The following is a 12645-nucleotide window of genomic DNA, read 5'->3' as shown; positions in this document are numbered from 1 at the left end:
GATTATTTTTCACGCAATTTTAGTTTACCATAATCACTACAGGCTTTCAACTTTTTCTATATTTTACATACAAAAAAATACTTGCCACCCTGTTAATTTTATGTTAATATTATATTTGTAACGTGCCGAAGTGGTGGAATGGCAGACGCACCGGACTCAAAATCTACTTCGCATTTTTACCAGTTGGTGTGTGCCAACCTTGATAAATACAGGGTTTTTGAAAACTAAATATCCATTAAGATTTTAATATCCCTCCTAAATATCCCTCCAAATTCTAAGGCGGTTTTTAAGGAGGAGAATTAAAATAAATATGCCGGTGTGATGGAATTGGCAGACGTGCAGCACTCAAAATGCTGTGTCCTTTGGGCGTGTCGGTTCGAGTCCGACCACCGGCACCAGAAACCAATAGCTCTTAAATACGCTAAATGTGGATTTGAGAGTTTTTCTTTTTCTATAACATTATAATTATCTTGGAGTTGATCTCCTTTCATATGATATCCCTCCAAATGTCCCTCCTGCTTAAGAAGGAAATACATCCATAATAGCATTGGCGGAAGCAACCTTTGAACTAAAATCAAGGTGTGTATAGATATTCGATGTAGTAGAAATATCACTATGTCCCAACCATTCCTGTATCTCTTTAAGACTAACTCCGTTGGCATACAATAAACTGGCGCAACTGTGCCCATATAGTATAATAACGACGAAACGGTAAAACCGCATGTATAAAGGGTTTTCGGGGTTCGTCGTTATTCTTTTTCATTCTTTTTCCACATGAAAAGCTAACGAAAAAACCACGCGGAAAAACCGTTTGTTATGTTAGCACCGAAAATATTTGGGAAAGGAAGGTATACTATATGGCAACCATTATAAGCATATCCAATCAAAAAGGCGGAGTCGGAAAGTCAGTCACAACCGTCAGTCTCGGAATCGGGCTTGCCCGGAAGGGCAAAAAGGTCCTGGTACTTGATGTAGACCCGCAGGCGTCGCTCACCATCAGTCTCGGCTATCCAAAGCCGGACGGAATTCCCATCACGCTGGCAACAGTTATGAGCGGAATTATAGAGGATAATCCCCTGCCTTTGAAAGCGGGGATTATCCATCACGCGGAAGGCGTTGACCTTATGCCCGCCAGCATAGAGCTTTCTGGTGTGGAAATCTCCCTGGTAAACGCCATGAGCCGTGAAACCATTTTACGCCAATATCTTGAAACTGTAAAGCACCTATATGACTTTATTCTTCTGGACACATCTCCATCTCTGGGGATGTTGACCGTCAACGCACTGGCAGCGGCGGATTCCGTGCTGATTCCTGTGCAGGCCGAATACCTGCCCGCAAAGGGGCTGGAGCTGCTGCTGAAAACCATCGCAAGAGTACACAGGCAGATCAACCCCCGCCTTGAAATCGGCGGCATTCTGCCTACAATGGTGGATGAACGGACGAATGATGCAAAAGAAATCATGGAATCCCTGAATGAGGCTTACGGAAGCAGGCTTCATATGTTCAGCCATATTCCCCGGTCGGTTCGTGCTTCCGAAATCAGCAAAACTGGAAAAAGCATATACACCTATGACCCGCGCGGAAAGGTAGCGGTGGCATATGAGACCCTGACAAGGGAGGTGCTTTCCGTTGGCTAAAACAAAAGGTGCTCTGGCACTTGCCAGCTATGATGATATTTTCCGTATAAGCGATACCGTAACAGAAGTAAATGCTGAGAAAGTGATAGAAATGCCGCTTGACAAACTATGTCCCCCTGAATTTCACCCGTTTCAGGTGCGAAATGATGAGGCTATGAAGAAAACTGCTGAAAGTGTCAAGAAATACGGCGTCCTTGTCCCCGGTCTTGTCCGTCCCCGTACTGATGGCAATTATGAGCTTGTAGCGGGCAATCGGCGTAAACTTGCCAGTGAATTGGCCGGAAGAACCACCATGCCCGTTATTGTGCGCGAAATGGACGATGATGAAGCGGTTATTATCATGGTGGATACCAATCTGGAACAAAGGGAAAGCCTGCTACCCAGCGAAAAGGCATGGGCCTACCGTATGAAGCTGGAGGCATTAAAGCATCGTGGTATCGTGGTGGACGGTATCGACATCGGTACATTGTCCGTAACGGTTGTCTCCAAGCAGGCCGGGGAAAGTAAAAGTCAAATTTACCGGATGATCCGGCTGACGGAGCTTGTACCCGGACTGATTGACCTGGTGGATGCGAAGAAAATTGCATTTAATCCAGCCGTAGAGCTGTCCTATCTCAGCCGGAAGGAGCAGTCAAGCCTGATGGATGCAATGGCGAAGTATGAAGCCACGCCGTCCCTGCCGCAGGCGCAAAGGCTCAAAAAGCACAGCCAGTCGGGGGAACTGACCCCCGAAATGATCGATTCCATTTTGGCGGAGGAAAAAAAGGAACCTGTTAAGCTCACACTGGCCGGAAGCCGCCTTAAACAATATTTTCCCCAGGACTATACGCCAAAACAGATGGAAAAGGTCATTATGGGACTGTTGGAAAACTGGCATAAAAAACAGGCGGTAAGTTAAATTGAATCAGAGACAAAGTAAAAACCGGGGCGTTCGTCAATGATGGCGAGCGCCCCGTTTTTTGCTTTGTCTCCATAGAAAAACAACACGAAGGGAGGAATTTTCCAATGAACAGAAAGAACGGCAGCCCGCTCTATACCCCGAAGCGGGAGCCGTTAGGATATAACGATGACCGTATATACTGCACGGAACAGGAAACGCTCTGTGAAGGCTGCCCCTATCCAAACCACGGTTTTCTCTGCCGGTTCAGCGACGGCACCTGCCTGAAAACCGAAATGAACCGTATTGCCAGAATGGAGACGCCGCCATGCCGTGGGTGACGGAGGAACAGATTGCGCGGGCTAAGCAGGTGGATCTTCTGGATTACCTGCTTGCCAATGAGCCCCATAACCTAAAAAAAACCGGCCATGAATACCGCCTGCGCGACCATGACAGCCTGACCGTCTCCAACGGCAAATGGCACTGGCACAGCCGTGGCTTTGGGGGCACAACGGCGCTGAATTACCTCGTCAAGGTGCGGGGCATGGAATTTACGGAAGCGGTGCAGACCCTAGCTTATGACGTCCGTGCCGGGCCGCCGCCTCCTATTCCAGCCAGCACGGCGAAGCCACTGCCGCCGAAAAAAGCCAAGCCATTTGCCCTGCCTGCAAAAAACGTCAACAATGACCGCGCCATTGCTTACCTGTTAGGCCGGGGTATTGACCGGGATATTCTTAAACGGTGCGTGGAAGCCGGTACACTGTATGAGGGGCGCAAATATCACAACTGTGTGTTTGTCGGACAGAAAGATAAACACGGCAAGGTGCGCTTCGCCTGTGTGCGCGGGACAACCAGCGGCTTACGGCAGGATATGGAGGGCAGCGACAAGCGGTTTGGCTTTCTGCTTCCGGCCTGCGCTCCACCCGGAGAAATTGTAATGGTGGCCGAGGCTCCCATTGACACCCTCTCTATGGCGACACTGCAAAAGAGAAAGGATGCCGGCTGGGAAGGCCGCCACTACCTTTCATTAGGCGGTGTGTCGCCTCTGGCGCTGCTGCAATTCTTACAGCAGCATCCGCAGGTAAACCATATCGTGTTGGGGCTGGATAATGACAAAGCCGGTCTGGAAGCCATTGAAAAAATCAAGGCGGCGGTCTATGAAGATGAAATGCTCCGTGACCGGACGCTTTGCATCACCGTTTCCCCTCCGCCTGCAGGCAAGGATTACAACGATACGCTGCTGGTAGCAATACGGGAGCAAAAGGAACAGGAGCAAAGAAGCCGTCCGAACAGGGCGGCGCTTTCTATTTAATAAGGAAAGGAGCGCAGAAAAATGGAAAACAAGCTGCAAGTGTTTGAAAACGAAGAATTTGGAAAAGTCCGAGTTCTGGAAATCGACGGTCAGCCGTGGTTCGTGGGCAAGGATGTAGCGGACATTTTGAATTACCAAAATACCCGCGACGCATTAAAGAAGCATGTTGATGAGGAAGATAAAGCTGACGTCGCGATTCACGACGGCAGACAAAACCGCAACATGACCATCATCAACGAATCCGGTCTGTACAGCCTTATCCTCTCCAGCAAGCTTCCCCAGGCAAAAAAGTTCAAACGCTGGGTGACAAGCGAAGTGCTTCCCTCCATCCGCAGGCACGGGGCCTACATCACCGAGGAAATCCTTGGAAAAATGTTCCAGAGCTCCGAGTTTACCTCCGAGCTTTTAGACAGGCTGCTTGCGGAACGGGAGCAAAACACTGTTTTAAGAGAGCATATCGAAGCCCTTGCGCCCAAGGCGCGGTATTACGACCTCATCCTGCAAAGCAAAAATGCCGTGCAGGTCAGCGTCATTGCCAAGGATTACGGCATGACGGCGGTATCCTTCAACCAGCTTCTGCATGAGCTGGGCATCCAGTTCAAGCTGGGCGGCACCTGGCTTTTGTATCAGGGCCTTGTCGGAAAGGGATACACCTGTTCAAGAACCTATCATGTCAACGAAGAAAGAAGCGTCATGCACACCTACTGGACACAGGCAGGACGCCTGTTTTTGTACAAAACACTGAAAGAAAACGGCATTATTCCCCTGATGGAGGATTTTAATGCTGCCGGCCTGTAATGCAGAAATTTTAAAGGAAAGGAGTTTGAGAGATGCAGGAACAAGTCAATGAGAAAACCGTGGCGCTGACAGTAAAAGGCACAAAGCTGACTGGCAGGCTGTTGGCCAGGGCCATGAATGCCGCGCTGCGCAGAATGAAGCAGGCCAGGGACGCACCCCCACAGGGCAAACAAACGCTAAAACAGCTTGCCAAGCAGAATGCGGGGCTATCCAATATCGAGATTACCGATCAGAATATCAAAAGCTTTGAGCCCTACGCCCGCAAATACGGCATTGACTATGCGCTGAAAAGGGACACTGTCTCAACGCCCCCCAAATGGCTGGTATTCTTCAAAGCCCGCGATGCTGACGCCATGACCGCCGCTTTTTCGGAGTTCAGTGCCAAAACGCTGAAACGAAATGCTGCCAAACCCTCCGTGCTGGCACAGCTGAACAGGTTCAAAGAGCTTGTCAAGAACACGGTGATTGACCGTGTGAAAAACAAAGACCGGGGAGGGCCGGAGCGATGAATACCGACAATTTGCGAAAATATGTCCTTCCCAATCTTCCCTATGTGCCGGTATTCTGGTTCGCGGATAAGCTGGGTGAAGCCTGGCGGCTGGCTCCCGACACAAATGTTTTAGATCAACTGGTCGGCAGCATCAGCATACTGGACTCCGTAATGGCAAGACCGCTGCCCTCTCTCCATCCCCATGACCTGCTGGCAGGCGTCATTGGCACCGCTGCTGTCTCTGCCACGGTATATTTTAAAAAGAAAAATGCCAAAAAGTGGCGCAGGGACAGGGAATACGGCTCCGCCCGCTGGGGAACGCCCACCGACATCAAGCCCTACATGGATGAAAAGCCGGAGCAGAACATCATTTTAACAGCCACCGAGGGGCTGACCATGAACAACCGACCGAAAAAGCCCAAGTACGCCCGGAATAAAAACGTGCTGATTGTGGGCGGTTCCGGCTCTGGCAAGACGAGATTCTGGTTGAAGCCGAATCTCATGCAGCTCCACAGTTCCTACGTCATTACCGACCCCAAGGGCACCCTCATTCTGGAGTGTGGGAAGCTCCTGCAAAAAAGCGGCTACCGCATCAAAATCCTCAATACCATCGACTTTAAAAAGTCCATGCACTACAACCCCTTTGCCTACATCCGTTCCGAAAAGGACATTTTGAAGCTGGTCACAGCCCTCATTGCCAACACCAAGGGCGAAGGTAAAGCTGGGGATGATTTCTGGGTGAAAGCCGAAACCTTGCTGTATTGTGCCTTAATCGGCTACATCCACTATGAGGCACCCGACGAGGAACGCAACCTCAATACGCTTGTGGAGATGATCAACGCCATGGAGGTCAGGGAGGATGACGAATCGTTTAAAAATGCCGTGGATTTCATATTTGACGCGCTGGAGGAACGGGAGCCCCAGCATTTCGCCGTAAGGCAATATAAAAAGTATAAATTGGCGGCGGGAAAGACGGCAAAATCCATTCTCATTTCCTGCGGTGCACGCCTTGCTCCCTTCGACATCAAGGAAATGCGGGAGCTGATTGCCTATGATGAAATGGAACTGGACACCCTGGGCGACCGCAAGACCGCACTGTTCGTCATTATTTCCGACACCGACGACAGCTTTTCCTTTATCGCCGCCCTCCTGTACAGCCAGATGTTCAATCTCCTGTGCGACAAGGCGGATAACGAATACGGCGGGCGCTTGCCGGTGCATGTACGCTGCCTCCTGGATGAGTTTGCCAACATCGGCCAAATTCCAAAGTTTGAAAAGCTCATTGCCACCATCCGAAGCCGGGAGATTTCCGCCTGCGTCATTTTACAGGCGCAGAGCCAGCTAAAAGCCATCTATAAGGACAATGCCGAAACCATTATCGGCAACATGGATACCCGGATTTTCCTCGGCGGCTCGGAAAAAACCACTCTGAAAGACCTCACCGAAAGTCTTGGGAAAGAGACTATCGACATGCTCAACAGCAGCATTACCAAAGGGAACTCGCCCTCCTACGGCCAGAACTACCAGAAGCTGGGCCGGGAGCTTATGGCCATGGATGAGCTGGCGGTGATGGACGGTTCCAAATGTATCCTGCAATTGCGCGGTGTCCGGCCCTTTTTCTCGGACAAATACGACATCACTCAGCACAGGAACTATAAATACCTGTCTGACGCCAATCCCAAAAACACCTTTTCCATCGAACGCTTTCTGTCCACCAGGCTAAAAGTTAAACCCGACGAGGAATACGAGGTTTACGAGTTTGAGCCGGATAAGGATGCAGAAGCCGTACTGTAGCCCTCTCTGTTCTGTGATTTTCATGCGCAGGGAGGGCTTTTTCGTTTCACAGCCTGTCAAGGTATTCCTCCCAGGCTACCCCTTTGTCCAGCCGGAGCTTTTGGCTCCGTTTCATATTGTTATCTTTTTCAATAAATTCAAACCAAAATAAAGGAGGCATACAATCTATGGAATTTTTCACAGAAGCCATCAATGTCTTGAAAGTCCTCGTTATCGCGCTTGGCGCAGGCCTTGCCGTGTGGGGCGTCATCAATCTTTTGGAGGGGTACGGCAACGATAATCCGGGTGCGAAATCCCAGGGCATGAAGCAGCTCATGGCGGGCGGCGGCGTGGTGCTCATCGGACTGAAGCTCATTCCCCTGCTGTCTGGCCTGTTTAGTTAAGGAGCCTGCCTATGAGCTTCCTTTTTGACAAAATTACCGAATGGATGAAGGAGGCTTTAATCGGCGGTATCACCGGCAACTATCAGGGTATGTTCAACGAAGTGAACACCCGGGTCGGTGAAATCGCAAGCCAGGTGGGGCAAACGCCGGAGGGCTGGAACTCCGGCATTTTCTCCATGATTAAGTCTCTTTCGGACACCGTAATCCTCCCCGTCGCCGGGATGATATTGACCTTTGTGCTGTGCTATGAGCTGATCCAGCTCATCATTGAGAAAAACAACATGCACGACTTTGACACCTGGATTTTCTTCAAATGGATTTTCAAGACCTTTGCAGCCACCTACATCCTCACCCATACCTTTGATATTGTCATGGGTGTATTCGATCTGGCCCAGCGGGCAGTGAACGGCAGTGCCGGAATCATATCCGGCAGCCTGAACATCAACCTTGCCATGGACAGCCTGCAGACCCAATTGGAGGCCATGGAATGGTATACGCTGATGGGGCTGTATATGGAATCCGCTATTCTCAGCCTGTGCATGAAAGCCCTGTCCATCTGCATCTTCCTGATCATCTACGGACGTATGCTGGAAATCTATCTTACCACCTCAGTGGCGGCCATTCCCTTTGCTACTATGGTCAACCGGGAATGGGGCAGCATGGGACAGAACTATTTAAAATCCCTGTTTGCCGTGGCATTCCAGGGCTTTCTCATCATGGTCTGTATTGCCATTTACGCAGTTTTATTAAACAGCACGGTCTTTTCCAGCAACATCCACACAGCGATTTGGGGTGTTGTGGGTTACACGGTGCTCTTATGCTTTTCCCTGTTTAAGACCGGGAGCCTGTCGAAGACCATTTTCGGCGCGCACTAAGGAGGGGGCCAATGAGTGCAATAAAGCCTATATCCCCAATATATTTATGGAGATGATGCTCATGAGCGAAGAAAAGAATACATCCCAGGACACTGATCAAGTTTATTATCCCCGGTCTTCCAGTAAGCAGCTGCCAAAAAACTATATAACGCGTGACGGATTTCTAATCAAAGGAAATACGCATGTATCCCTTGCAGCTTCAGGAATCATTGAAGCCGCCGTCCAGGGATTTCTCCATGTGGAAGAAACAGAGGAATACAGGACCGGATAAAATCTTGCAGGAAATACCCAAACACCGGAAAACCGCCGGTGTTTTTTACTGTCTGTACCGGAGGTGGTCATTACGGAAGAATTAAAGCTTGACCTGATCAGAGTTGACTGTCACCCGAATTCTCTTTTTAAGTATGAACTGATTTACAAGGCCGGAAACGCCACAGGCATGGTGGGAGTGTACAGCTTTGATGAGGATTGGTATTACCTGTATAAAGAGGACACGGAACGATACAGAGTAAAGCGGCGCAAGGAGCTTGAAGGCATTGCGCCAGCCTTTACCTACAAGCAGCGGAGAAACAGGCAGGCAGATAAACATGACAACCAGTCCAAGCATCTTAACACTGCCGATGAAGTACCGCATGAAGTTGCTGAAAAGCTGTCCATACGTTCCCAACTGCGCAGAGCGGCGAAGAAAACGAAAAGTGATATATCCTCTCCGACAAAGAAATCCGGCTTTGAGCGTTAGCTTTTTACCACCTCATATCAATGTGAAGAAAAGTAGGTGAATCCATGCCATTTGTACCTGTACCCAAAGACCTTTCCAAGGTCAAAACCAAGGTTGCGCTAAACCTTACCAAGCGCCAGCTCATCTGTTTCGGCGCGGCTGGGGCTATCGGCGTTCCTGCCTATCTTCTGACGCGCGGGACGCTGGGCAGTGAGGGCGCGATGCTTCTGATGATCGGGCTGATGCTGCCGTTGTTCTTTCTCGCCATGTACGAAAAGGATGGACAGCCCGCCGAAAAAATACTGCGCAACCTTCTCCGCACCCGGCTCTGGCCGGGCAGGCGTCCATATGTAACAGAAAACCTGTATGAAATCATCGAAAAGGAGGGAAAAGCCTTTGCCAACCAAGAAAAAACAGCCGACAAGGCAAAAAAAGCGCCTGCCGGGAAACGTCCGTCAAACCAAAAACAGAAAAGCCTTGCAGGGAAAAAAGACAGCGCCAAAGCCGTCCGGTAACACGGGCGGCTTTGCTGCTTCTGTAAGGATGAAGCTGTTTGGCCGCGCCGACGCACCGCAAACCGCCCAGCAGTCCATACCTTACAGGGAAATGTACCGGGACGGCGTCTGCCGCGTCACCGACCGGCTGTATACCAAGACCATTGTCTTTCAGGACATCACTTACCAGCTGGCCCAAAACGAGGATAAGACGCAGATATTCGAGAACTACTGCAATTTCCTCAGCTATTTTGATTCCTCGGTCAGCGTCCAACTTTCCTTTATCAACCAGTACGGTAACCTGAAAGAATTTCAGCAGTCCATCGACATTCCCGAGCAGGAGGACGAGTACAACTCCATCCGCCGCGAGTATGCCGATATGCTAAAAAACCAGCTTGCCAAGGGCAATAACGGGCTGGTCAAAACTAAATTCATCACCTTCGGAATCGAAGCGGATTCCCTCAAAGCCGCCAAGCCCCGCATGGAACGGGTGGAAGCGGATATTCTCGCCAATTTCAAAACCATGGGCGTCAAAGCCCGTACCTTGAGCGGCCTTGAGCGGCTGGAGGTGCTTCACGGCCAGTTCCACCCCGACGGTCAGGAAAAGCTGCGGTTTTCGTGGGAGGATATCCCCAAAACCGGACTTTCCACCAGGGACTATATCGCCCCCACCAGCTTTGATTTCCGGGACGGCAAGACCTTCCGCATGGGGGAACACTACGGCGCGGTCAGCTTTTTATCCATCCTGGCCCCGGAGCTTACCGACCGAATGCTGGTGGATTTTCTGGATTTGGATACGGCTGTCACCGTAAATCTGCACATCCGCAGCATTGACCAGGCGGAAGCCATCAAGACCGTCAAGCGCAAGCTGTCCGACCTCGATAAAATGAAAATTGAGGAACAGAAAAAAGCCGTAAGAAGCGGCTATGATATGGACATCATTCCTACTGACCTTGCCACCTACGGCAATGAAGCCAAAACACTTTTAGAGGATTTGCAGAACCGCAATGAACGTATGTTCCTTGTTACTGTCCTTGTACTCAACACGGCAAAAAAGAGACAGCAGTTGGAAAACGACATCTTTCAGGCGGCAGGCGTCGCACAGAAATACAACTGTGCCCTGAAACGCCTTGACTACCAGCAGGAGCAGGGACTGATGAGCAGTCTCCCAGTAGGACTGAACCAGATCGAGATCAAACGTGGACTCACCACCTCGTCGGTGGCGATTTTTGTACCCTTTACCACCCAGGAGCTGTTCCAGCAGGGAGAAGCCCTGTACTACGGTCTGAACGCCCTCTCCAATAACCTCATTATGGCCAGCCGCAAACGCCTGAAAAACCCCAACGGCTTGTTTTTAGGCACTCCCGGCTCCGGCAAGTCCTTTGCCGCCAAACGGGAAATTGTCAATGTGTTCCTCTTAACCAATGACGACATCATCATATCTGACCCGGAAGCCGAATATTTCCCTCTTGTCAACCGGCTGGGGGGCCAGGTGGTCAAGTTGTCGCCGGTATCGGCACAGTACATCAACCCCATGGATATCAACCCGGATTACAGTGATGATGAAGACCCTTTGACCCTGAAAAGTGACTTTATCCTCAGCCTGTGCGAACTGATTGTGGGCGGCAAGGAGGGCCTGCAGCCGGTGGAAAAAACCATCATTGACCGGTGTGTCCGCCTGGTCTACCGGGAATACCTTGCAGCCCCATCCCCGGAGAAAATGCCCATCTTGCAGGATTTGTACAACCTGCTCCGCAAGCAGACCGAACCGGAAGCCCAGCACATCGCCACTGCGCTGGAAATCTATGTTACAGGCTCTTTAAATGTGTTCAACCACCGTACCAACGTGGACATCACAAACCGGTTGGTGTGCTATGACATCAAGGAGCTGGGCAAGCAGCTGAAAAAGCTGGGAATGCTGATTTTGCAGGATCAGGTGTGGGGCCGTGTGACCGCCAACCGTGCCACTCACCGCACCACCTGGTTCTACCAGGACGAATTCCACCTGCTTTTGAAGGAAGAACAGACCGCCGCCTATTCGCTGGAAATCTGGAAGCGGTTCAGAAAATGGGGGGGCATCCCCTCGGCGCTCACGCAGAACGTCAAGGATTTACTGGCTTCCCGTGAAATCGAAAACATTCTGGAAAACTCCGACTTCATCTATATGCTGAACCAGGCAGGCGGCGACCGGCAGATACTCGCAAAGCAGCTGGGCATCTCCAACCACCAGCTGTCCTATGTGACCCATTCAGGAGCCGGTGAAGGCCTGCTGTTCTACGGCAATACCATCATACCCTTCATTGACCGCTTCCCCAAGGATACGGAGCTGTACCGCATCATGACCACAAAGCCGGATGAAGTGAAGGGCGCATGAGTCTGATCCTTCAAATATAAGCAACAGGAGGTGTTTTAATCTATGAACGATACTACAACCCAAAGCGCGCCGCTTTTGGAAAATGAGCATGTAAAGGAGCTTTTAGCCATCCTGAAAGAAAACAGCGTAAGCGCTAAGGATTTTCTGGACGTCATCGGTTATGTGGGCGCAATGGAACGTCAGCTTGACGCGGCAGTGGGCGAGCTTTCAGCCATGCGCCGGGAGCTTGCCGACATGCGGGAAGAAAAAAATCATCCGGTCAGGACTTCCCTGCAAAAGGCAATCCAGGCGCTGGAAAACAAAATTACCGAAACAAGGGAACGGCTGGAAGCAGTAAAAGCCGGCATCATTGAGGGCTGTAAAAATGCCGTGGCTGCTTTTAAGGAAAAAGGCATAGCGGCGCTGGACGGCCTTGCGTCCCTCTTTCACATCCGGCAAGGGCTGGAGAAGGTGCAGGAAAGCATGGACCGTAATATCCGTTATGATGAACAGTCCATGAAAAAGATTGCGGCTGTCAGCGCCGAGTACCATGAGATCGGCAGGCATGTGAAAAATATGGGCCGTGCGGTTCAGGGAAAAGAGGCGATCCAGGAAGCAAAGCCCATGGGCAAGCTGGCAAAGCTCATACAGGCTCCCTACCGGCTGGATCAAGCCTGCTCAACTGCTATCAAACGACAGGCAGCTTCGGCCCTTGACAGTCTCGGAAAGCTGGAACAACGCTCTGTCATGCATCGTGAAAACCAAAAAGAGACGGGAAAGAATGAGAAGAAGCCGTCCATCCTGAAAAATCTGCAAGCGCTCAAGGAGCAGGCGGCACAAACGGCGCAGAACACTCCTGCCCCCCAGCGGAAAAAGGCGGAGGTCAGCCTGTAAATCTGCATCAGGGCGTACCT

Annotated in this window: 14 protein-coding genes and 1 tRNA gene; 14 read left to right on the top strand and 1 reads right to left on the bottom strand. The window is 50.7% G+C overall.

The genetic code is table 11. From position 1 onward, the window contains the following. Positions 1 to 312: 312 nt before the first annotated feature. A tRNA-Leu gene (locus tag BUB56_RS07580) sits at positions 313 to 398 on the top strand. 121 nt (positions 399 to 519) lie between these two features. Here the strand turns inward: BUB56_RS07580 and BUB56_RS20275 are convergent. Further along, the gene (locus BUB56_RS20275; RefSeq protein ID WP_334292830.1) at positions 520 to 723 is read right to left on the bottom strand and encodes a tyrosine-type recombinase/integrase; all 204 of its coding nucleotides are present in this window, start codon (positions 721 to 723) and stop codon (positions 520 to 522) included. A gap of 134 nt (positions 724 to 857) precedes the next feature. Here BUB56_RS20275 and BUB56_RS07570 point away from each other — a divergent pair, with 134 nt between their 5' ends. The 13 genes from BUB56_RS07570 to BUB56_RS07505 all read left to right on the top strand — a co-directional run bounded on the left by BUB56_RS07570 (position 858) and on the right by BUB56_RS07505 (position 12625). Further along, the gene (locus BUB56_RS07570; RefSeq protein ID WP_051534243.1) at positions 858 to 1637 is read left to right on the top strand and encodes a ParA family protein; all 780 of its coding nucleotides are present in this window, start codon (positions 858 to 860) and stop codon (positions 1635 to 1637) included. After that, the gene (locus tag BUB56_RS07565) at positions 1630 to 2535 is read left to right on the top strand and encodes a ParB/RepB/Spo0J family partition protein (protein ID WP_028309391.1); all 906 of its coding nucleotides are present in this window, start codon (positions 1630 to 1632) and stop codon (positions 2533 to 2535) included. Before BUB56_RS07570 ends, BUB56_RS07565 begins: the two co-directional genes overlap by 8 nt. Before the next feature lie 307 nt (positions 2536 to 2842). Beyond that, positions 2843 to 3826 (top strand): DUF3991 and toprim domain-containing protein, encoded by a 984-nt coding sequence (locus BUB56_RS07555; RefSeq protein ID WP_028309390.1) that lies wholly within the window; start codon positions 2843 to 2845, stop codon positions 3824 to 3826. Positions 3827 to 3847: 21 nt separating this feature from the next. Further along, complete coding sequence (locus BUB56_RS07550) at positions 3848 to 4624, top strand: BRO family protein (protein ID WP_028309389.1); 777 nt, start codon at positions 3848 to 3850, stop codon at positions 4622 to 4624. Between the two features lie 32 nt (positions 4625 to 4656). After that, positions 4657 to 5133 carry a PcfB family protein gene (locus BUB56_RS07545; RefSeq protein WP_028309388.1) on the top strand — a complete coding sequence of 159 codons (477 nt, stop codon included), beginning with the start codon at positions 4657 to 4659 and terminating at the stop codon, positions 5131 to 5133. Continuing rightward, positions 5130 to 6908, top strand: a complete 1779-nt coding sequence (locus tag BUB56_RS07540) for a VirD4-like conjugal transfer protein, CD1115 family (protein WP_028309387.1) — start codon at positions 5130 to 5132, stop codon at positions 6906 to 6908. Before BUB56_RS07545 ends, BUB56_RS07540 begins: the two co-directional genes overlap by 4 nt. A 167-nt stretch (positions 6909 to 7075) precedes the next feature. After that, positions 7076 to 7291: a Maff2 family mobile element protein gene (locus BUB56_RS07535; protein ID WP_028309386.1), complete on the top strand. Its 216-nt coding sequence runs from the start codon at positions 7076 to 7078 to the stop codon at positions 7289 to 7291. Between the two features lie 11 nt (positions 7292 to 7302). Then, positions 7303 to 8166 (top strand): VirB6/TrbL-like conjugal transfer protein, CD1112 family, encoded by an 864-nt coding sequence (locus BUB56_RS07530; RefSeq protein ID WP_028309385.1) that lies wholly within the window; start codon positions 7303 to 7305, stop codon positions 8164 to 8166. A 61-nt stretch (positions 8167 to 8227) separates the two neighbouring features. Further along, positions 8228 to 8437 carry a hypothetical protein gene (locus tag BUB56_RS07525; protein ID WP_028309384.1) on the top strand — a complete coding sequence of 70 codons (210 nt, stop codon included), beginning with the start codon at positions 8228 to 8230 and terminating at the stop codon, positions 8435 to 8437. 63 nt (positions 8438 to 8500) lie between these two features. Then, positions 8501 to 8905, top strand: a complete 405-nt coding sequence (locus tag BUB56_RS19840; RefSeq protein WP_242841753.1) for a hypothetical protein — start codon at positions 8501 to 8503, stop codon at positions 8903 to 8905. Positions 8906 to 8949: 44 nt separating this feature from the next. Then, entirely contained in the window at positions 8950 to 9399 is a 450-nt protein-coding gene (locus tag BUB56_RS07515; RefSeq protein ID WP_035270261.1) for a PrgI family protein, read from the top strand. Then, a complete protein-coding gene (locus tag BUB56_RS07510; protein ID WP_028309383.1) occupies positions 9281 to 11752 on the top strand; it encodes a VirB4-like conjugal transfer ATPase, CD1110 family in 2472 nt (823 codons plus the stop codon). The genes BUB56_RS07515 and BUB56_RS07510 overlap by 119 nt, the downstream gene beginning before the upstream one ends. A gap of 42 nt (positions 11753 to 11794) precedes the next feature. Further along, positions 11795 to 12625 (top strand): DUF6674 family protein, encoded by an 831-nt coding sequence (locus BUB56_RS07505; protein ID WP_028309382.1) that lies wholly within the window; start codon positions 11795 to 11797, stop codon positions 12623 to 12625. The last annotated feature ends 20 nt before the right edge of the window (positions 12626 to 12645 follow it).

This window comes from Geosporobacter subterraneus DSM 17957, from assembly GCF_900142145.1.
Lineage (GTDB): Bacteria > Bacillota > Clostridia > Peptostreptococcales > Thermotaleaceae > Geosporobacter > Geosporobacter subterraneus.
This window is presented reverse-complemented; position numbering and strand designations above follow the sequence as displayed.